This is a genomic window from Hirschia litorea (genome assembly GCF_042665075.1).
GTDB classification, from domain to species: domain Bacteria; phylum Pseudomonadota; class Alphaproteobacteria; order Caulobacterales; family Hyphomonadaceae; genus Hirschia; species Hirschia litorea.
On sequence record NZ_JBHTBR010000005.1, the window covers coordinates 1,237,095 to 1,259,029 of the forward strand.

Annotated in this window: 16 protein-coding genes; 9 read left to right on the forward strand and 7 right to left on the reverse strand. The window is 45.1% G+C overall.

Annotated features, from left to right (window positions below):
- Positions 1-20: 20 nt before the first annotated feature.
- From ACFQS8_RS14255 to ACFQS8_RS14270, 4 genes are read right to left on the reverse strand one after another with little or no spacing between them, the layout of a single operon-like run.
- A complete protein-coding gene (locus tag ACFQS8_RS14255) occupies positions 21-827 on the reverse strand; it encodes a DUF4437 domain-containing protein (RefSeq protein WP_382168513.1) in 807 nt (268 codons plus the stop codon).
- A 42-nt stretch (positions 828-869) separates the two neighbouring features.
- Entirely contained in the window at positions 870-1,346 is a 477-nt protein-coding gene (locus ACFQS8_RS14260) for a DUF3598 domain-containing protein (RefSeq protein WP_382168515.1), read from the reverse strand.
- Positions 1,346-2,713, reverse strand: a complete 1,368-nt coding sequence (locus tag ACFQS8_RS14265) for an MFS transporter (protein WP_382168517.1) — start codon at positions 2,711-2,713, stop codon at positions 1,346-1,348. Before ACFQS8_RS14265 ends, ACFQS8_RS14260 begins: the two co-directional genes overlap by 1 nt.
- Positions 2,700-3,005, reverse strand: a complete 306-nt coding sequence (locus ACFQS8_RS14270; RefSeq protein WP_382168518.1) for a rhodanese-like domain-containing protein — start codon at positions 3,003-3,005, stop codon at positions 2,700-2,702. Before ACFQS8_RS14270 ends, ACFQS8_RS14265 begins: the two co-directional genes overlap by 14 nt.
- Before the next feature lie 95 nt (positions 3,006-3,100).
- On the opposite strand from ACFQS8_RS14270, the gene ACFQS8_RS14275 reads away from it, so the two are divergent.
- The gene (locus ACFQS8_RS14275; protein ID WP_382168520.1) at positions 3,101-3,901 is read left to right on the forward strand and encodes a GntR family transcriptional regulator; all 801 of its coding nucleotides are present in this window, start codon (positions 3,101-3,103) and stop codon (positions 3,899-3,901) included.
- A gap of 20 nt (positions 3,902-3,921) precedes the next feature.
- Here the strand turns inward: ACFQS8_RS14275 and ACFQS8_RS14280 are convergent, their stop codons facing one another.
- The gene (locus tag ACFQS8_RS14280) at positions 3,922-4,971 is read right to left on the reverse strand and encodes a nitrilase-related carbon-nitrogen hydrolase (protein WP_382168522.1); all 1,050 of its coding nucleotides are present in this window, start codon (positions 4,969-4,971) and stop codon (positions 3,922-3,924) included.
- A 14-nt stretch (positions 4,972-4,985) separates the two neighbouring features.
- On the reverse strand, positions 4,986-6,011 hold the full coding sequence (locus ACFQS8_RS14285; protein ID WP_382168524.1) for a VOC family protein: 1,026 nt from the start codon (positions 6,009-6,011) through the stop codon (positions 4,986-4,988).
- A gap of 430 nt (positions 6,012-6,441) precedes the next feature.
- Here ACFQS8_RS14285 and ACFQS8_RS14290 point away from each other — a divergent pair, with 430 nt between their 5' ends.
- The 5 genes from ACFQS8_RS14290 to ACFQS8_RS14310 all read left to right on the forward strand — a co-directional run bounded on the left by ACFQS8_RS14290 (position 6,442) and on the right by ACFQS8_RS14310 (position 14,646).
- Positions 6,442-6,921: an RNA polymerase sigma factor gene (locus ACFQS8_RS14290; RefSeq protein ID WP_382168648.1), complete on the forward strand. Its 480-nt coding sequence runs from the start codon at positions 6,442-6,444 to the stop codon at positions 6,919-6,921.
- 2 nt (positions 6,922-6,923) lie between these two features.
- On the forward strand, positions 6,924-7,904 hold the full coding sequence (locus tag ACFQS8_RS14295) for a FecR family protein (RefSeq protein ID WP_382168526.1): 981 nt from the start codon (positions 6,924-6,926) through the stop codon (positions 7,902-7,904).
- 46 nt (positions 7,905-7,950) lie between these two features.
- On the forward strand, positions 7,951-10,896 hold the full coding sequence (locus tag ACFQS8_RS14300) for a TonB-dependent receptor (protein ID WP_382168528.1): 2,946 nt from the start codon (positions 7,951-7,953) through the stop codon (positions 10,894-10,896).
- Between the two features lie 100 nt (positions 10,897-10,996).
- Complete coding sequence (locus tag ACFQS8_RS14305; RefSeq protein ID WP_382168530.1) at positions 10,997-13,663, forward strand: TonB-dependent receptor; 2,667 nt, start codon at positions 10,997-10,999, stop codon at positions 13,661-13,663.
- 74 nt (positions 13,664-13,737) lie between these two features.
- Complete coding sequence (locus tag ACFQS8_RS14310) at positions 13,738-14,646, forward strand: hypothetical protein (protein ID WP_382168532.1); 909 nt, start codon at positions 13,738-13,740, stop codon at positions 14,644-14,646.
- 132 nt (positions 14,647-14,778) lie between these two features.
- Here ACFQS8_RS14310 and ACFQS8_RS14315 read toward each other — a convergent pair whose 3' ends face one another.
- Positions 14,779-16,236 carry an NAD-dependent succinate-semialdehyde dehydrogenase gene (locus ACFQS8_RS14315; RefSeq protein ID WP_382168534.1) on the reverse strand — a complete coding sequence of 486 codons (1,458 nt, stop codon included), beginning with the start codon at positions 16,234-16,236 and terminating at the stop codon, positions 14,779-14,781.
- Between the two features lie 229 nt (positions 16,237-16,465).
- On the opposite strand from ACFQS8_RS14315, the gene ACFQS8_RS14320 reads away from it, so the two are divergent.
- Genes ACFQS8_RS14320 through ACFQS8_RS14330 form a run of 3 tightly spaced genes read left to right on the forward strand, consistent with a single transcriptional unit; the run spans position 16,466 to position 21,931 of the window.
- Positions 16,466-17,206 carry an ImuA family protein gene (locus tag ACFQS8_RS14320; RefSeq protein WP_382168536.1) on the forward strand — a complete coding sequence of 247 codons (741 nt, stop codon included), beginning with the start codon at positions 16,466-16,468 and terminating at the stop codon, positions 17,204-17,206.
- On the forward strand, positions 17,091-18,677 hold the full coding sequence (locus ACFQS8_RS14325) for a Y-family DNA polymerase (protein WP_382168538.1): 1,587 nt from the start codon (positions 17,091-17,093) through the stop codon (positions 18,675-18,677). The genes ACFQS8_RS14320 and ACFQS8_RS14325 overlap by 116 nt, the downstream gene beginning before the upstream one ends.
- Positions 18,650-21,931: an error-prone DNA polymerase gene (locus ACFQS8_RS14330; RefSeq protein ID WP_382168540.1), complete on the forward strand. Its 3,282-nt coding sequence runs from the start codon at positions 18,650-18,652 to the stop codon at positions 21,929-21,931. Before ACFQS8_RS14325 ends, ACFQS8_RS14330 begins: the two co-directional genes overlap by 28 nt.
- Positions 21,932-21,935: the final 4 nt, after the last annotated feature.

The window sequence follows — 21,935 nt, forward strand, 5'->3', positions numbered from 1 at the left end:
GCTTACGCTTAAGCTTTGTTTTATTGAGGGCATTGTTCGTCAAATGGGCAATTTTCAAGTAAAATCACCTCCAATGGACCGGGCGTTCTGATAAGCATTGTTACACCCGTTTTAGTGCCAGATTTGGGGCCACTATGCGCAATTCCTTTGGGTCTGTAGAAATACCCACCTTGAAGATATTCTCCGACAACTGAACCGGTAGGCAAGCATTCTGCCAGCGTGTAATCACCTTCAATTATATAAGCCTCTTCTGCAACTGGATGCATTTCCCATGGAACAATCACACCTGGTTTTACGCTAACCAAATGAGAACGCGCGCCACTAAGCGGGTCATTTTTTAGATGCTTAATAAGTAGTGGGACGTCATCTCGTCCGGCTTTTTTCATAGCTTCTCCTGCAACCCAAGGATTCTCATCATCGCGTACGATAAGCCATTTAGAGGCATCTATAAGTGGCAAGGCAGTGTCCGTTGATTTGTATTCAATATTACCCTCTTCGAAAAACATAAGAAATCTTGCGTTTTTGCTAGCTGCCGGGCGGGGGATTGAGACTCCTGCAGGTATTTGGATAAAATCCCGAGCGTTGAGAGTAATATCCTGAAATTGCAATTCTCCTTCCAATAGAAAAATTTCAACTGCTTTGTTAAATTCGACATTCTCCGCTTGGATATTGTATTGCTCCGGAAATGTGACTTCTAGCGCAATACCGGTTTCACTGTTTTGTCTAAGCGTTTTTGATGGCAATCCCCACGCAAGCGCGTGTGTGTGGCTGGTCAATTCTTTTGAATTCAAAAAGAAAATTGCATTTTCTGGGACGTTCTTCATCATCTAATTCAAAGCCCGCTTATAGGTGGTGAGGCGACGAAATATTTATTCGCCGCGCCATTCGTGGGAAATGCGCTCTTCGTCAATGAGCGTGCGTTGAACAGTTTTGCCGTTCTTGAGCCATTGCCAAACGCGTGTGCGGAAATTCCCGCAATCGGAAAGTTGGATCATTTCATAGAGATATATTTCGGGCTCGCCGACTCTGGTCCAATGTAACATCATAGTGCGGCGGTGCTCGTCTAATGGCTCTTCTGCCGACCATCCCTTGATGATGTCATTGTTAAAAATAAGACGCACACCTTCTGCATGTCCTTTGAAGTCCCGTATATCGGTGCGTCCATCTTCCCAAGTATAATGATTGGTTTGGTGGTAGATGTTTGGCGTGTCATCTGGGATGCGGCATATGAGACGAGAGCGGTGGGCATCAATTTGATTGCCGTCCACATCAATATATCTGTACCAGCCTTCCCAAATACCTTCATGGCGAGCCAATAAGGGGAATGAGTCACGTAGAGAAATCATTATGAAGTGCCTTCTGATGTCGTTTGATCGGATTGAGCCGTGAGTTGTAATTCACGTACTTTTTGTAACTCTGCTTTGTATGATTTTCGGGTCCATGGCATGAGGATGAGGACGGGAATTCCATAAATGATAGATAACATTGCGATGGAGTATCGTAATTGTGCTTCTCCGAAGACGAAGTCACTTAGCAAACCAATGGTTGTTGGGCCAAAACCCAGTCCGAAAAAACTTATACAAACATAATATATCGCCATTGCTTGGCCTCTCATGTTTGCAGGCAATATGTTCAAAAGTGCAGTCGCTCCCGTTGCTGAGGATAGTGCGACGCCTGCCATCGTGATGCCCAAGACAAAGATTGCGAGTTCTGGGGTTGGCATAAGTGGCCAGATAAAACCGCTAACGCTCATAATTGGCACACCTGCCATAGCGATAAGCATGGGGGCGTCATTTATGCCTTTTTTGTACAGAAAGTCGGACAGCCATCCTGCAAAATTTACAGTTACTGGGCCAACGACGATAAACATAATACCAGCCCATTGGCTGTATTGAACGATGGACCATCCCCATGTGCGGGTGAACATTGGCGCGCCCCATGAGGTGCTATAGCCGATGATTGTCATCAGGCAGAACACGGATATGAAGCATAGAAAGAAGTTACGTCTCGCGAGAATATATTTAAACGTATCTGCGTAAGTAGGCTGGGATGTTCCTGGAGCAATGTTTTCATTCCGTCTCTTTGGTTCTGGTAGAAGCAAAAGGAGGGGAGCTAGTATAAGCCCAGGCAGGCCGACTATTATCATGGTTAGCTGCCAAGGTTTTAGTTCACCGAAAGAGGGGATTGAAATAGGATCAGCTGTCATAGCCCAACCGATGACCGCACCACCTGCGAGTAGCGCTATGCCTGCGCCTAGCGAGATTGCGGTAGAATATAGTGCAATGGGTTTGCCTCGTTTTTCTTGCGCAAAGCTATCAGCTATTAGAGACATCGTGCACGGACTGAGTGCTGCTTCACCTACACCAACGGCCATGCGGGCGATGAAGAGTTGAAAGAAGCTACGCGCGATACCTGAGAGGGAGGTTGCTAAGGACCATAATGCTATGCCGATTGCGACGATCCATGTTCTGCGTTTGCGGTCTGCAAGATAACCTAGTGGCAGCCCAACGAGTGCATAAAAGATTGCGAATGCCGGTCCTAATAAAAGCCCCATTTGCGTGTCGGAAAGGTTTAAGTCTGCCTTTATGGGTTCAGCCAATAGGCTCAGAATATATCGATCCACAAAGGAAAGCACATATGCGAGTGTGAGAATAACCACCATTGTCCAGGCACGGATTGGCGACGGATAGGGCAACTTGCTATTGAGAGACATAATTACTCCAAGCGGCGATGCCGCCTTCAAGGCTTTTTGTGTTACTGAAGCCTACCGCTTTAGCAAAGGATACGGCTTTCATACTTCGCAGCCCACTCTTGCAGATGAACAGAATGCTGGCTCCTTGCGTGAACTGAGGCAGGGCATCTGATAAGTCGGCAAGAGGGATGTTTATTGAATTTGGAATATGCTGTTCTGCGTACTCTTCTGGAGATCTCACATCGACAAGAGCGTCAAAGTTGTTTGACGGTTCATACGCTCTGAACTCAGATTGTGATAACGAGGCGTTCATAAGAATGATATCTCCGAAATGTTTTTCGGCACTACAACATGTATTCAATATAAAACAACTTGCGTCAACTAGAATCAGTGAGATATACGAGCCGCATGAAAGATAAATCCGTTTCAAGGGCAGGGTCTGCTCAACACCATAACGCTGCTCTGCCAGCCTATCACCGTTTATATGTCTTGTTATCTGAAGGGATAAAGAGCGGAAAATACCCTATGGGAGACTTGCTTCCATCGGAAAATGCACTGGTTGATATTTATAAAATGTCGCGGGTAACCGTCCGTCGCGCTTTGGAGAAATTGGTCGAAGATGGTTTGGTGATAAAGCATCGAGGTCAAGGCACAATCGTTGCTCAGAGAGATGACACTTTCAGCCAAGACGAAAACAAATTGAGTGGCTTCCTAGAAGACCTTGTGGCGCAAAACGTCGAATTCACGGTGAAAACATTGCTGTGGGAGGAAAGAGCGCCATCTGAATTTGCACGAAAAAAATTGGCATTGAGGCGCGGTGAAAAGTGTTTGCTAATCCGCCGCGTACGGCTTTTGGACAACCTTCCAATATCGTATGCATCAATTTATCTTCCAGCGCATGTGGGGAAATTGATTTCCAAAGAAGGCAATGATTCAAAGCTCATCATTCGTAGGCTTGATGACACTGAATATGTCACAGATAATTCTGAATATTCCCTGTCCGCCAGCTTAGCGGAAGGAGAGTGCGCTGACCTCCTTGAGCTTGCGGTAGGGTCGCCCGTGTTACGTATGCGTGGTGTCGCTAATACTCCCGATGGTACGCCTGTGTATTGTCAGGATAGTTTGTACCACCCCGAGCGGTATGAGTACGGCATTTCATTTAAACGAGATCACGAAACCGGAAAGATGATTTGGGTACCAAAACACTAATTTGATACCTGTCTTTGCAATTAAATCACACCGAGCTTTTCTAGGCGTTCAATCGCATTTTGTTGCCTTGAGCGAAAGAAAGATCGCTCGGGAACATTCACTTCTCCATCTTCTGACATAAAGCCATTGGGGAGTTGTGATGAAGGCGAATTGGCATAAATCTGGGCAAACAGCTTTGTTGGGTGTCTCGCAAGATAATTGCTCATTCCAACCCTTTTCCGAGCACGACGTAGAGATGCCATGTCAATTTCTGTCACGATGTTCATGCTCTCTCCATTTTCAGCCTCAAGAATAACGCGGCCATTATAGTCCACAATTTGAGAGCAGGCATCGGTGGAGTGTTGTAGCATTGGCCCGCCAATTATACCTGAAGAGTTTGCTGACACGACATAGGCCATATTCTCCATTGCACGAGCGCGCTTGGCCAAGTTCTTGGGAGATAACCCTTTTAGAGCTGCCTCTGATGAAGAGTGCGTAAACAGCTCTGCGCCTTTCATACTGAGGCATCGCGCGATTTCAGGATAAAGTATCTCTTCGGAAGCTATCGCCGCTAATTTACCTAGCGGCGTATCTATAACGGGAAATAGAGCATCTTCACCATATGTATCTATATATCGGTCCAACACGTCATAGGGTGACGGTGTGTACATAGATATCAAGCGTCTATATTTGAGGATTAAATCTCCCGATGAGTTTAAGATAAAAGATGTTTGAAAGTAGATGCTGGGGAAGTTTGGATCTGCTTCATATGCATTTCCGGCTAAATAAACGTTGGCATTTGCAGCTATTTTTCCCAATGCCTCAATCTGAGGGCCATCCATAGATATAGCAGCGAGGTCTCGCCATTGTGGAATGCTTTCTCCAGCAGGGTGCCCAGTTAGAAAATACTCAGGCAGTACGACAAGCGCGAGGTCTCCATGGAAACCCGCAGCGCCTGCAATAGCTTTTCCTACATGCGCAATGGTACGCATCATAACTTCTTCGGAAGCTTCACGCGAGCTGAGTCCATTGACTGCGCGACATGAGATTTGCAGCGCAAGGGCAAGGTAATGTGGGTCAGCTCGCATCATAGTATTTGTCCTTTTTATAGATCGCCAACAAGGTTCCAAATGTTTCCATCTGGCGCAGTGAAAGTGATGCTAGGGGTGCCAAATTCATTGTCTTGAATGTTGGAAACTTTAGTGGCGCCTCCATCAATTACGCGTTTGCGATATTCTTCTATGTCGCGAACTTGGTATGTATAAAGTGACATACCCAATGCGCCGGGGCTGCTCTTCTCATACACATCTGGCATGTCAGATGTGGTTTCCATGCGGACGATTTTAAGCCTTCCTGATAGGTGTCCAGAAATCTCCAGAGAAGAGCGGGGGTCATCGAAGTCATGGATGTGATAGATTTCATCATCCGACAGAGCAAAAGTCTCTTTGTTTCCAGATGAACAAGTGGGTTTGCCGCCTAAGGTTTGCTCTTTTTGCCGCATCAACCCAAGTGTCTGGTCGTAGAATTTGAGAGCATCGGCCGAGTCGGCACGAACTAAGATGCCGTGATGGGTAAACTGGCTCGCTTTCATAAAGCTGGTTTCGTCTATGTTGCCGTATGTTTTTTTCTCATAATTATAGCGCTCAAAGATGGCGAGACGCCAAAACGGATGACACGCTATACCTTCCCGTACGCCCAATGGCGGATCGAAAAAAGGTTCGCCTTTGTCCATAGCGTAGACTTGGAGCCAATGAGGAAAAATTGTATTCCAAGGTTCTCCTTGGGCGATGGCGTCTTCGACATGGTTGAGTATATTTAAGATGCTTTGGGTTAGAAAAACGCCCCAGCGACCACCATCTTGGCGAAAGGTAGAGGTCGGTCCAATTCCATAGTTTTTGGGTGTGTCCCACTGCATTAATCTAATAAAGCTGTGATCCGCATTTTGATGGCGCAAGCGTACAGATTGCAGGTTGGAGTCGACGTTGTAGAGGCTGGCGGCTTTTTCCTGTGATAACTCGCCACGGCCGACAATTTTGTATCCAAACTGTCCCCAAAATCGAATTGCATCAATTAGATTTGGCACGCCTATACAGCTTTCATAGAGGCCGCGAATTTCTGGTTTACTGCTCATTTTCTTCCCCTCTAACGGCTTAAAGTCCTTGGTGCGGAGCTATAAGGCTATGAATTGGATCTGCACTCAGTGCTCCAACTTGTTTTATTTTTAATACAAGTGTTAGCTTTGTCAATACATCCTTGATTAGGGGCATAAATCCTATGGGTAAGAAAGCATACGCATGAGGGGGAATCTTCAGTTAACCTACCTCTGCAACTCAGATGCTTGGGGATGGTTTAGAGTGCTGGGGATGTAGGAGAAAACTACACCTAAACAATAAGACGGATGAAAACTGACTACTTGTGTGAAGCTTTTGTGAATTGTACTTTTATCTCATCATTTGAGGTTTGAAACGGCGAGATTATATTGAACAAGCCTTTCAAACAGAGCGGGTTGGTTGATCCCCTAACTAAAGAAAGTACATGGGATGAAACCTCAAAATGATCTAATGCGATCTTATATAAGTTTGCGGCCCGCATTAAAAAAATTCCTTCGATCACGATTACCCACGGATCAAGATGCGGAAGATTGTTTGAATGATCTCGCAACGCGCGTTTTGACATCTTCCAATGATGAAGAACGCGGGAACCTCCAAGGCTATCTATTCGCAATGGCTTCCAATTTGGTAGCAGATTGGTTCAGGGCTTCTCACACAAGACAGATAGGAATGCATGTTCCGATTTATGATCTTAGTCTCGCAAATGATGACCTTTCACTCGAAGATACGCTGGATGGTAAGCAATCCTATCGAAGGTTTGAAGAGGGGTTAGGTAAATTGAAACAGGATGAACGTCATGCGTTTGAGCTTCATCGTGTACAATCTAAAACTCTGTCCCAAGTCGCTGATGAACTTGATGTTTCGATCGCGCGCGTTAGAAAATTGATCAAAAGATCGCACTCAAAACTCATAAATTATGTCTGGGGATGATCATGACAAATAATAGCAATACGGTCATCCCAGAAGATGTGATTTCGCAAGCTGTAGAGTGGGCGGGTCTGCTTGAAGGTGGGTTAGATGCGGATCAGCAAGCTCAGTTTGAAGAATGGGTATCGCGCGAAGAACTAGCAGCCGAAGCGCTGGCTCAACATTACGCATTGATGCGTTTGGTCGAAAAAAGAGCTGATACAACAAGCAAAGTTATTGCTTTGCCTAAGAAGCCGCATGTTTGGTCTAAATACAGTAAAATGGGCGCACTTATCGCAGCGGGGTTGGCCATTGCTGTTTTCTTCGGCACGCAGTTTGACAGTCAGAAGCAGGTACAATCTGCGATACAATTAGCAGCCATTGAAAAGCGAATAGATGATTTTCAATTGGCTGATGAAAGTCGAATTTGGCTAGATAGAGGTGCGCAAGCTGATTTTGAACAAACGCAGACTTCCCGTCTGGTGTCTTTAAAAACAGGTCGCATATTTCTTGATGTCGCACATGATAAATCTAAGCCATTTATTGTGAATTCAGAGGATGTTCAATTCGTCGTTAAAGGCACATCCTTTGAAGTAGATCGACAAAAAAGAAAGGTAGAACTAAGCGTCCAGACGGGTGTAGTTGAAATCCATTTTAGTGATGCAATTAAAACTGTTCGTCGGGGGCAAAAAGCATCATTTGATTTGGCAACCTATCAATTAGATTTGAGTACTATGGATGATGCTAAGATGGCGCTCTGGCGACAAAATAAGCTCTATTTTGATAATATTGCGCTGCATGAGGTAACGCAGGAATTTAATCGCTACTTTGATGTAGATATAATCATCCGTGATGAGGATTTGGCAGCAGAAAAAATCTCGGGTGTATATGAAATCTCGACGCCTGAAGCGTTCACGCAGACATTGAGTGAGCTCTTGGATCTCGACATCGTGAAAAATGCAACAGGTGAGATTGAAATTTCAAGAAGACTCCCAAGTGATAAATAACTGACACACTTCTAGAATACTAAGAGGCATGTAAGAGGGGCTTTGCATGTTTCGGAATTTTATTCTGACGGCGAGTGCCGTTTGTATGACGATGAGTTTATCTGCATATGCCGAGGCAGCCATGTGGGTAAATTTGAAGCCTGCCTCGGTGTCTGAACAGCTTCTTGATATCGCAAAATTATATAATGTTGATATTGTTTTTAGGAATAAAGACACCGCGAATAAAACCAATGGATATGTCGTAGGGGAGTATACGACGAAGGAAGCATTGGAAGCCGTCCTATCTAGGGCGGGGTTATGTTTTCATCAAGATAGGCGTGGCTCTTATACTATTGATGTATTATCCGATGAACGTCGCAAAATTGCACCATCATTGGTTACGGTAGATTCAAAAAAAACCGCAAAGCGGTCAACCGATAACCAGACCGATACGTCCCATAGAGCACCACTCATTCTCGACGCAATCTTGCTTAAAGGTAGTCGGCTTTCAAACATTCGATCACTTCGGCACAAACGCTTGAGTGAAACGATCACCGAGAGTGTTTTTAGTGACGAACTTGGTCAAATTCCTTCAAACAACATAGGAGAAAGTCTCAATCGTCTTCCGGGTGTCTCCATGCTCGTGGAGAAAGGCGAAGGGCGTTATTTTCAAATACGAGGCATCAATCCGACCTTCAATAACATTACCCTCAATGGAGCTGATATCGGATCACCTGAGACTGAAGGAGGCGGACGTCAAGCGCCTTTAGATATGATTGCTATAGGCGTCGTGGATGGTGTGGTTATACGTAAAGTGCGAACACCTGACATGGATGGGCAAGGTATAGGCGGCACACTTGATATCGAAACAAAGTCGCCCTTCGATCGCAGTGGAAATTTTGAAGGGCAATTGTCTTTCAAATACGGGGTGGAGGAAATGTCTGCGCTTGATAACGCCTATGGTGGTTCAGACCCCTTTGCGGTGGAGGGCACTATGTCTGGTAAATCATTAGATCAAAAATGGGGTTGGTTGCTTGCAGGCGCTATCTCACACAGAGAGTATGTTGCCTCTGGTGTGTATCAAGATGATTGGGCGGAATACCCTATCGAAAATGGCACTGGTATTGGTGCTATTCCTCAACTGATTAAGAATAATTATTATGTGATAGGTCGTAAAAGACAGAACCTAAATAGCGTTCTCGAATACCGACCCAATGATGCGCATACGTTTTCTTTGACAGGGTTTTGGGCGCAATGGGATGAGTTTCAGCATCGCAATCGTTTTGAAGAAGTCTTAGGATCAGACATTCAGTTCAACACACCTCAAGCGGGACAAGTTGTTGATGTTGCGGCAAATGTAAATCTACGATTGGAAGAACCCGAAAAGCGGATATTTTCTCTCTCTGGCGGCGCGGAGCATCACTTTGAAGATCTGCTTCTAAATTACAGCGTGAATGTAAACCAAAACAGGATTTCAGAACCGAATGTGTTTTGGAAATTTGAAACGCTTCCTATTCTGGGGCCAGAAAGCTTTGCGATTAATTCTTCTGGTATCGTGCATTTAACACCGGATATCGACTCTTTAGACCGTCAGTCTCCATCATATTATAATTTTAAAAATGTCGAACGATTAGAAAGTGAAATGGACGAGAAGTCGCTGACAGCTCGTTTCGATATTGAGCATTTCATTGCGCCCGACAATACTCTCAAGTTTGGAATGAAATATCGATCGACACGACGAGATCGTGATTTTTCTGAGCCTTTATATCTTCCAGGCAGCTCGGCTCTCAATTTAGCAACTGCTGCTGCATTCACGCGGGGAGCATTTGAAAATTGCAATGAGAGCCTGTGCGCGCCTAATATTTTGCTGGATGTGGACGCTTTGGAAGCCTTCTATGCTGATCCTTCAAATGCATCCCATTTTCAGCTCGACCAAGAGACGAGCTTTAGATCTGAATTTGCTTCAGATTATTCTATAAATGAAAATGTGTTGGCGGCTTATTTCATGGGACGCAAATCGTTTTCAAATGTTGATTTAGTCGCTGGGCTTCGCGTTGAATCAACTCTGTTTAAGGCGGCGGGTTATCAAATCACTCAGGCATCTGCCCAGCGAGTAGAACGTAAAGCGCGTTATCTCAACTGGCTTCCGAGTTTAATTGCAACATGGAATGTTCAGGAAACTCTATTGATACGCACGAGCCTTTCGCGTGCCATTGGGCGACCAGATTATAAATATATCGCACCGCGCATGCATTTTTATGAGGATGAGGGCGATAATGTACTGCAAATAGGCAATCCATTGTTAGACGCGCGTGTATCATGGAATTATGATGCCTCTATTGAGTGGTATCCGCATGAATTGTCATTGCTATATCTCACCTTGTTTCACAAAGAAATTTCAGATGATATCGTGAAAGTCACACAAGTGATTGATGACAACGAAGCGATCATCGCAGAATTAAGTGCGCACGGTCTAGACACACTCACATCAAATCAAATTGAAGGGCTATCGCGCTTAGAGCTTCGTTCTTTTATCAATGCGGGAAAGAGCCAGCTAACGGGTATAGAGGTGGGGCTTAATGCAAGTTTAGATTTTGCGGTGCCAAACTATCTCAGTGGGTTTAGCGTGGCTGCAAATGCCACCATTTTGGATGGTGAGACATTTATAAATGGAAAGTCTTTCCCGCTTTTAAATCAAGCAGACCAAACCTATTCTTTATCCTTACTGTATCAGAATAAAAACACAGACGCTTCAATATCTTATGCCTATAATGATAGTTATCTCACACGGTTTGATCATGACAATTCTATTGAAAACCTTAGCCAAGGAGATTTCGGCCGGTGGGACGCAAAAGTCTCTTATACATTCAATGATAATTTAAAGGTGTTTGTTGAAGGTGTTAATCTGAATAACGAACCCACTACAGAATTTCAGGGTGGTCATGAAGATTGGAACACTGAACATGAATATGTGGGCCGGACAATCTATGTCGGGTTTAGTTATGGTTTCTAACTTTTTCATTTCATAAAACTGTCAAACACACAGCGAAATCCCTTCCGTCTTACATGTTGGAGCGCGCTTGATCCGCTCTAGTTGGACCATGAGGGGTATTATGACTACGACAAATTCAGTCTTGAAGGCTGCACGAATTAAAACATCTGTTCTAGCGCTCACAACAGCATTGGCATTGCCGGCAATAGCGCAAGAAAGCAATACGGAAGAAGACGCAGCCGTAATGGACACGATTGTGATTGAAGGCTCTCTTCTATCACGTAAGCAAGGCATTATGGATAAGCGTGATGCGTCTCAAATTCTTGAAGCACTTAGCGCAGATGAACTTGGCCAGCTTCCAGATAAAAATGTCGGAGAAAGTCTAAATAGGTTAGCGGGTGTATCTATGCTCGTTGAGAAGGGTGAGGGGCGTTATGTTCAAATCCGGGGTATCAATCCTTCTTTGAACAATGTGACAATTAACGGTGCAAACCTTGGCTCTCCAGAAGTTGAAGGCGGCGGACGCCAAGCTCCATTGGATATTATCGCAGGGGGTGTTTTAGGGGCAGTTCAAGTTATCAAAGCTCCAACACCCGATATGGATGCGCAAGGTATTGGGGGGACAGTCAATGTTGAGACGAAATCCCCATTTGATCGCGATGAGAATTTTTATGGTTATGTAAATGCCCGTTACGGGTTTGAAGAAATTTCTCCAATAAGTGGTGCCTATGGTGGCTCCAACCCATATGGCTTGGATGCAACAATAGCGGGTAAAACAGCTGATAAGAAATTTGGCTGGCTTGTTGCTGGTTCACTTTCTGACCGTGAGTATATCGCTCCTGGTTTTTACCAAGATGACTGGGTAAATTATGAAGCAGATACAGCCACAAATTCTGTGGGTGGATATGCACCCGAGGCTGTTAAAAACAATTATTATGTTATCGGACGTAAACGCCTAAACTTAAACGGTGTGCTCGAATTTAGACCAACTGATAACGCAAAATATTTCGCTCGCGGTTTTTATGCAACTTGGGAAGAATTTCAGCACCGCAACCGTTATTCTGAAAACTTCACTAGCGATATCGCTTTCTCTTCAGCGGATGCCGGAACATCTGGTGAAAACAGAATTGAAGCAAATATCCGTCTTGAGGAGCCAGAAAAAGAAATCTTCACATTCGCGGTCGGCGGTGAGAATTTAATCAACAATTTCACAATTGATTATGAAGTGAACACGAACTCCAACAGTATCGACGAGCCATATTCATATTGGGAATGGCGCTCAGCGGCAATATTTGGCCCCAACACATTCTCCATTGATGGTGAGGGGCTTGTGTCTATCACTCCAGATGCAGGCACGCCTGACCGCCAAGAACCAAGCCTCTTTGATTTCCGTCGTGCACGTTTCCAAAACAGTAAAATGGAAGAAGATGGTTTGGCTGCACAGTTCAATGTGATTTGGGATTTGAATGACCAAACACAGCTTAAAACGGGTATGAAATACCGTACAACCGATCGATCATGGGATTACAGCAGAACGCGGTATGATGGAGGTGCTTTGGACCTAGATCTAGGGTCGTCTGATGCCTTCACAAAAGGTGCTTTTACAAACTGCAATGATAGTGGATGTCGTCCAAATATCCTCATGGATGTGGATGCGATGAATGCTTTTCTTGCTGATAGTGGAAATGCAGACTTTTTTGAGTTGAACACTAGCGATAGTTTTTCCTCAGAATTTGCATCTGATTACAGTATCGAAGAAAGCATCCTTGCCGGGTTTGCTATGGGACGTCATGACTTTGGCGCAGTAGACATTATCGCAGGTGTACGTGTTGAGGCGACAGATATTGATAGCTCAGGTTATCTCTTCGTTGATGGCGGTGCGCAAAAAGTCGATGATGGTGGCGATTACATCAACGTGCTTCCTGCTTTGCTTGCAAATTGGGATGTGACGGACAGCCTTAAACTTCGTGGTTCTGTGACCCGCGCACTTGGGCGTCCAGAATATGATCAAATAGCGCCGCGCTCTTCATTCTCTGAGGAATTTGGGGAAGGCTCGCTAAATATAGGTAACCCAGACTTGGAAGCGCGTGTTTCATGGAATTATGACGCCTCTATTGAATGGTATCCAAATGAGTTAACCTTGCTTTCAGCTGCGGTATTCATCAAGGATATTTCAAATGATATTGTAGGGCTTTCCGAGCAATATAATGGTGAATCTGATATAAAAAGCGCATTGGCTGCACGTGGTCTCACGGGAGCTGTTGATGTTGATGGGCTTGGCCTTGAAGAGTTGAATATCTCAACCACACAAAATGCAGGCTCAAGTGAATTAAAAGGTTTGGAGCTTATTGCGCAAACTCAGTTTGATAACTTTTTACCAGCATCTCTTTCTGGTTTTGGTGCATCGGTTTCAGCAACTTTCCTTGATGGTGAAACTGAAGTGAATGGTGAAACTCTGCCTTTGCTTAACCAAGCAGAGCGCTCCTATGCATTTTCCGCTTTCTATCAAAATCACGGAGTGGATGCATCTATCAGCTATGCTTACAATGATAGCTTTGCAACCGGTATCAATCTTTCAAATTCAGACTTGAATCTAGACCAAGGTGCATTTGGACGGTGGGATGCAAAGGTTTCATATGACGTCATGGATAATCTGAAAATCTTTGTTGAGGGCGTGAACCTCAATGATGAACCAACGACAGAGTTTCAAGGTAGAAATGAGCGCCGCAACACTGAAGCGGAATATGTCGGACGGACTGTATATTTTGGTTTGAGCTACGGTTTCTAAATCAAACCTTTTTCATTCAATCCATTTTCCCCACCCTTATCCAAGGGTGGGGTGGTTCATATTTGGAGTTCGCCATGCATTATGTTCTCGCAATTTTAGCAGTGTGCACGCTGGTGTCATGCACGACGCCAACAAGTGTGCATCACGTTGAGACCAGAATTACACCTCTGGATGAGATCAGCACATACACACCGCCACCAGTGCAGTACCTGAAGGCAACCACATTAAGGGAATATACCGCTCCTGAAGCTGATCAGGGGGTAGCTGTGGATGCTGAGTATTTTTATCCTGTTGATAATACGGTGATTGGAAAATATCGCCGTGATACGGGTGAAATTGTTGCCCGCTTTACATCGCCTCATAAGGGGCTGATTCGACACATGAATTCCTGTTATGCGCGGTACGGGAAAATCTGGTGCGCAAATTCAAATTACTCCCAAACACCAATGGGTTCCTCCATTGAGGTGTTTGATTCCGCGAGTTTACATCACATTCAATCCCATTCTTTGGGTATGCGGGATGAAGGCTCTTTGACTTGGGTTGATGAGTTGAGTGATGGTTATATCACTGGTTTTGCTCACTATTCTAAGAAGGGTGGCCTCGCACACAAAGGGTATGAATACTCTAGTGTTGTCACTTTTGATGAAAAATGGCGTCGTACAGGTGGTTGGATGTTCCCTAAGAACGTATCCGATGCCATGGCTCCATATGCTGCTTCTGGCGGTGCGTTGGGGCCGGATGAACTGCTGTATATCCTCGGGCACGACAAACCTGAAATGTATGTATTGGCCAAGCCAGTAATGGGGCCAACTTTAGTACATGTGGCAACGATTTCTCTTCAAGCTGAAGGGCAAGCTTTCGCTTTTTCTCCTGATAAAAAACAGTCTATCATTTGGGCGATTGACCGTAAAAAAGGGTTGGTACGAGAAATTCAACTTCCTGTGGTTAAGAACCTTCCAAGTGAGACTAAGGCGTTTCGGTAAACGTCTTACTCTGTTGTAATATATGTAAAATATATTTTAAAATAGTCGTTAAGTGTAGCGGAGTGACGCTGTTATAGCGTCACATCTCTCAAGAAGCGTATGTAATTTTTTGCTTTTTATAGATGGCATGTGTCACTTGTCTATTCCCCCAATTGTAAGAGATTTCATTTCCAAATAATCATCCAGCCCGTATCTTGAGCCTTCACGACCTTGCCCGGACTCCTTCATCCCGCCAAAGGGAATCATCTCATCGGAGATCGTGCCTGTGTTGACCCCAACCATGCCAAAATCCAGTGCTTCAGATACGCGCCAAATCAGGCCGATGTCGCGAGCGTAAAAATAAGCAGCAAGTCCTACAGGGGTATTGTTGGCTGCACGAATTACTTCTTCTTCAGTTTCAAATTTTATAATTGGCGCAACGGGTCCAAAAATCTCTTCTTTGAATACGCGCATGTCGTCAGACGTATTTAAGAGTAGTGTTGGAGCAATGAAGTTGCCAGTTGGACTTTCCTCTGCCGTGAGAACGTCTGCTCCCTTTTTGTGCGCATCTAGGATAAGAGCACGTACGTTCTTGGAGGCACGTTCATTGATAAGGGGGCCTATTTGGGTACCAGCTTCTGTACCGTCTCCAACCTTTAGTTTTGATATCGCTATTTTGACAGCTTTGACGAACTGGTCGTAAATTCCACTTTGTACAAATATACGATTTGCACACACGCAAGTTTGTCCAGCATTTCTGAATTTGCTGATCATTAATCCTGCAATTGCATCATTCACATCAGCATCGTTAAAGATAATAAATGGCGCATTCCCGCCTAACTCCATAGATGTGCGTTTCATTGTGCGTGCAGAGTCAGCAGTTAGTTTTTTTCCAACAGCAGTTGATCCTGTAAAGGTTAGTTTTCTTACGATAGGGTTCGATGTTAATTCTTCACCTATCTCTGTTGTTTTTCCACAAACAATATTGATAACGCCAGCTGGTATACCCGCACGATGAGCGAGTTCCCCTAAAGCGAGAGCTGAGAGTGGCGTTTCATTTGCCGGTTTGCAAACGACTGTATTTCCCGCTGCTAAAGCGGGTGCAATTTTGCGTGCAAGCATGGCGTTGGGGAAATTCCATGGCGTGATACATGCTACCACACCGATAGGTTGTTTGGTTACTAAAATGCGTGTTCCAGGTAGGGTATGAGGAATGGTATCTCCATAAATTCGCTTAGCTTCTTCTGCGAACCACTTGATATAGTTTGCACCATATTTAATCTCACCGCGAGCTTCAGCTAAAGGCTTTCCTTGTTCGGCAGTTAGGATTTGCGTTAGATCTTCGATATTCTCAGCAATGAGGTCGTACCATTTCATTAAGAGAGAAGAGCGTTGTTTTGCGGTGAGTTTACGCCAGCTTTTTAGGGCTAACTCTGCGCTATTTATTGCGTTTGATGTTTCAAGTGTTCCGCTTGAGTATACGTTGGCAATGATTTTTCCATCTGATGGGTTTAAAACTTCAAATGTTGTTTGATCCGATGATTTTACCCATTGGCCATCGATAAGAGCATGTGTCTTTAGCAGCGTATTGTCTTTAAGGTCGAGCGACATGTTTCTATCCTAGCAAGGTGCTTTTTATACTGGAGTATGGATATTTTGTGCTGGTTACATTTAGGGCTGTAGAATGCTACGTGCCAGTATTTTTGCCAACTGCTAAAGATATATTCTGTTCTATGAATGGCGAGTTTGTTGTTTCAAAAAATAACTCCCGCCAAAATTTCTAGATGCCTTATTGATTGAGACTTGACTCTTAATCGCGCAGAGAACAAAATAAGAACATATGACCGAGGCATCTTTGATATCTGGCCGTTTGGAGCCATCGAGAGCATTGCTTTTCAGAAGGGGGGAAGAAGCGATTTTTCCGTTTGGCTTGGGGCAAAAAGGTTTGCATGAATGCGTTGAAAAAAAACACGGAGATATGAGCGCGCTTACTGGATTTGTGTTGGCAAATATCAAACCTAAGAATGCCATATTATGGGTAAGGCAACATAAGTTCATGCAAGAACATGGTGTTATTTTTCCAAGTGGGTTTGAGCTATTTAGCAGAGATAAAACACATAAATTACACGTCACTGTTTCTAAATCTATGGATGCATTGTGGGCAATTGAAGAAGGAATAAAATCTAGAACTTTAGATATTGTCATTGGTGAGCTTGAAGATGCCGATTTTACTGCAACACGCCGATTGAAACTAGCGAGTGCGCGCTATGGTACGCCTGTTGTTTTGCTTATGCCGTACACACGAGGGGGTATTAGTGCGTGTGATGCGCGATGGCGTATTAATGCTCAGCCTTCCGCTTTGAATTCTTATGACGCTAAAGCGCTGGGTGCACCTCGCTGGAGGGCTGTGTTGGAGCGGTGTCGATCTGCGCCAAGACAATCAGGTGAGGTGTTTGAGTTGGAATATGATGATGAAGCGTTATCTTTACGTGTACTTCCCTGCATGGCCGCTGGATCGGTTGCGCCGCGCGAAATATCAGCAATTGCAGGCAAGACCATCAATTTTAGAGAAACCGCCTAAATCTGTCCCTTTTGTTTTAGTTGAAAAATGTAGGAATGGTGTTGAAATTGTTGCAGCTAATCCAATTGCACAAAGTCAGAATGTACATGCGGGTTTAGCATTTACCGATGCGCGTGCACGCGTGCCTAATTTAGTATTCGAAGAAATAGATCGGATTGCTGATGCGCGGGCTTTATCTAAATTAGTAGATTGGATGGTGCGTTTTTCGCCAAGTGTGAGTATCGATGGAGATGATGCTCTTATTATGGAGACAACAGGACTTGATCATTTGTTTGGTGGCGAAGCTAAACTTATTGAACAAGTTAGTGCGTGTTTGCGGACAAATGGATATGTATCCAAAATTGCGATAGCGGGTACTCCTGGGGCGGCGAATGCGCTTGCACGATATTGTAACATTGGCGATGTGTTTGTGTCTCAACCTAGTCGGGAAAGGCAGGACTTGGCGGGCCTTCCAGTTGGGGCTTTGCGGTTATCGGATAAGACAGTTCAACTATTACGTAAATTTGGACTCACTCGTATAGATCAACTTTATGGGCTAGAGCGAAAAGCGTTGATGAGACGGTTTGCGTCGCGCGAAGCGGTTGATGCTGTGGTCTTAAGGCTAGATCAAGCGTTGGGCCTGCGTCATGAGCCGCTTAAACCCGTTATAGCTGAACCTGAATGGGTCGTGCGTTTGCCATGCCCAGAGCCTGTGGCAGCGCAAGAGGGGGTTGAGTATGCGCTGGATCAGCTCATTCCTCAACTATGTCAGAAGTTGGACATGCATGGTGTGGGTGCGCGTGACTTTTGTTTTTATGCGTTTGGTGTTGATGCTAAATGCTCGCAAATCAATGCATCATCCGCGAGTGCTGTACGTGATGCACAGCATATTAGGCGATTGTTGGGAGAGCATGTTGAAACGATCAATCCGGGCTTTGGAATTGATCTGTTTATGCTGTCAGCGGCACGTACCGAAAGTTTAGACCATGATGCGAGACCTCTGGCGGTTGACATGATGGGGGGATTTGACGGGGAGGCATTTATACGTCTGGCAGATAGACTTGTTGTCCGCTTAGGTGAAAAAGCAGTGCAAATGCCGGCGTCTTATAAGAGCCATGTGCCGGAGCGATCTGAAGGTTTTTCAAATTTTGCAACGCATTTGATGAAGGTGCAGAGCGTACCATGTTTTATGGGGCCGCGTCCCTTGCGTATGTTTGAGGTGCCGGAGCATGTCGAAGTTATGGCGGAGGTTCCAGATGGTCCACCTGCGCGCCTTATATGGCGATGTGTCATGCGTAAGATTGTGAAAGCGGATGGACCAGAGCGCATTGCGCCAGAATGGTGGAAGCTTTCAGAAAAAGGTGCGCGTGCTCGCGACTATTACCGCATTGAAGATGAAGAGGGCTATCGTTACTGGATTTATCGTAATGGTCTTTACGATGATAATCGCGGTGGGATACCCCAATGGTATATGCATGGGGTGTTTGCGTGACGCCTCCATATGCCGAACTTTCTGTTACGACGAATTTTTCTTTTTTACGAGGTGCCAGTCATGCTGAGGAACTCGTTGTGCAAGCCAAAATGTTGGGCATATCCGCGATTGGCATAGCAGACCGCAATACGTTGGCTGGGGTTGTACGGGCGCATGTGGCGGCAAAAGAACATGATGTACGTCTGCTTATTGGTGCAAGGTTGGACCTCACAGATGGTATAAGTCTTTTGTGTTACCCAACAGATCGGGCTGCCTATGGGCGTTTGGCGCATTTATTATCGGAAGGGAAAATGCGCGCTCCGAAGGGGGAATGTCATATATCGTTGGATGATGTGGTTGCGCATGCGGAAGGGCAGTTTTTTATTGTTATTCCGCCGATGCAGACAGATGTTGTTTTTGAAGAAAAATTGCAAATATTAATAGCAAAACTTTGTTCTTCCTTCGAGGAGCCTAATTCGTCCCTCGATAAAAAGCTTTTTATGGCACTTATTTATCAACATGGTGGTAAAAACCGTGAAAGGCTTGCACGAATAGCGGTCTTGGCATCTAAGCATGGTTTGCCTCTCATCGCGACAAATGATGTGCTTTATCATGTTCCGAATAGGCGGCCATTGCAGGATGTTCTTACCTGTATTCGAGAGCATGTTTCGCTTGAGGAAGCGGGATATTTGCTAGAACCTAATGCCGAGCGTCATCTGAAGTCTCCAGTAGAAATGGCGCGGTTATTCCGTGGGTTTGCAGATGCAATTGAGAATACGCAGAAGATTGTTGAAGCGTGTCAGTTTTCTCTTGATGAGTTACGATATGAATATCCAGATGAGCCTGTCCCACGAGGGAAAACACCTCAAGAGCATTTGATTGATATGACGTCGGAGGGAGCGAAATGGCGCTACCCAGAAGGTGTGCCTGAGAAGGTACAAAAAACACTAAAATACGAGCTGGACCTCATAGGAGAGTTGAAGGTTGCACCGTACTTTTTGACTGTGCATGACATTGTAAAATGGGCGCGCGAACAGGGCATACTTTGTCAGGGGAGAGGGTCTGCAGCGAATTCAGCTGTATGTTATTGCTTGGGAATTACGAGTGTGGATCCCAAGGTCAATGATTTGCTTTTTGACCGTTTTTTATCTCGTGAACGCAAAGAGCCACCCGATATAGATGTAGATTTTGAGCATGAGCGCCGTGAAGAAGTCATCCAATATGTCTATGAGCGGTATGGACGCCACCGCGCTGCACTTACTGCGGCAGTCATTAGCTATCGGCCTCGTTCAGCTGTGCGAGAGGTCTGCAAGGCTTTTGGTTTGAGTGAGGATGTTGCAACAGCCCTCGCTAAAACGAATTGGGGAGCATATGGCAAAACTATCTCGGATAAACAGGCGAGTGAGAGTGGGCTTGATCCGCGCAATGAAACTATTCAACGTGTTTTGCATTTTACGCGGCAATTAATTGGTTTTCCCAGACATTTATCTCAGCATGTTGGAGGCTTTGTGCTGACACAGGGGCCTTTGGTGGAGACTGTGCCCATTGGTAATGCGGCTATGGATGATCGTACCTTCATTGAATGGGATAAGGACGACATAGATGCACTCGGTATAATGAAAGTTGATATTCTAGCGTTGGGCATGCTGAGTTGTATCCGAAAATGCTTTGATATGCTGCGGCTCTATAAGGGACTAGATTATAATCTGGCGACTGTGCCGCAGGACGATCCAGCTGTTTATGACATGCTGTGTAAGGCTGATAGTATCGGTGTGTTTCAGGTCGAAAGTCGCGCGCAAATGAGTATGTTGCCACGTTTAAGACCAAGAGTTTTCTATGATTTAGTGGTTGAAGTCGCGATTGTCCGGCCGGGGCCTATTCAAGGGGATATGGTGCATCCATATTTGCGACGTAGGAAGGGCATTGAGACTGTTCGTTATCCATCACCGGCACCTGAGCATGGTCCGCCGGATGAGTTAGAGAATATTCTGAAGCGGACATTGGGGGTTCCACTGTTTCAGGAGCAAGCTATGCAGGTGGCAATTGATGCTGCCAAGTTTACACCTGATGAAGCAAATGGCTTACGCAAAGCTATGGCTACGTTTCGACGCCATGGCACGATGGGGTTATATGAAGACAAGTTTATAAACGGTCTGATCAAACGTGGGTATGAGCCCGATTTTGCACAGGCTTGTTTTAATCAAGTCAAAGGCTTTGGGGATTATGGTTTTCCAGAAAGCCATGCGGCGAGTTTTGCTTTGCTGGTCTATATTTCATCATGGCTTAAATGCCATCATCCAGAGGTGTTTTGCGCAGCAATTTTAAATTCACAACCTATGGGGTTTTATGCGCCGGCTCAACTTGTTCGGGATGCACGTGAGCATAATGTAGAGGTGCGCCCCCCTGACGTAAATTATGCAGATTGGGATAGTCTTTTAGAGCCCAAAGAGGATGGATCATTCGCTGTACGCCTAGGGCTTAGACAGGTTGGAGGTTTAAGCGAAACACATATGCAAATTCTGATGGATTTGCGTCAAGAAGGATATGATACACCTGAAATTTTACGCCAACGGACAGGGTTGCCACGTAGCGTGTTAGAACGATTAGCAGGAGCGGATGCATTTCGTTCTATGGGGTTAGATAGACGTGAGGCTTTGTGGGTTATTCGCGGGCAAACACAGGAGGCTCCCACTGAATTGTTTGCGCGTTCTGTAGCTAAAGAGCAGGGAAATGAACCAGAGGTCAAACTCCCTGAGATGCCAATGTCTGAACATGTGCTCCAAGATTATCATGCGACACGATTATCTTTGAAGGCCCATCCAGTGTCATTCCTAAGAAAGCGATATTCAAGAATGGGTATTCGTAGGGCCAAGGAAATATATGAGTTGCGCGGTGGATCACGTGTTATGGTTGGCGGTATTGTGCTTGTTCGCCAACGTCCGGGAACAGCTTCTGGAGTTGTATTTGTAACGTTGGAAGATGAAACGGGTGTCGCGAACCTTATTGTCTGGCCTAAAGTGATGGAACGTTTTCGTCCCATTGTGATGGGCGCTTATCTGATTGTTGTAAAAGGACGTGTTCAAACTGCAGATAATGTGACGCATATTTTGGCTGAAGAAATCATAGACCGTACACTTGATTTGGAATTTTTGGCTGAAGACTCTCAATATATTCAAGGTGAGGGTAAGTCTGGGGGTGGCTTTGTGTTGAAGTCTGACACAGCCCGTCACCCACGTAATGTACGTGCTATACCGCCCAGTCGAGACTTTCATTAATTAA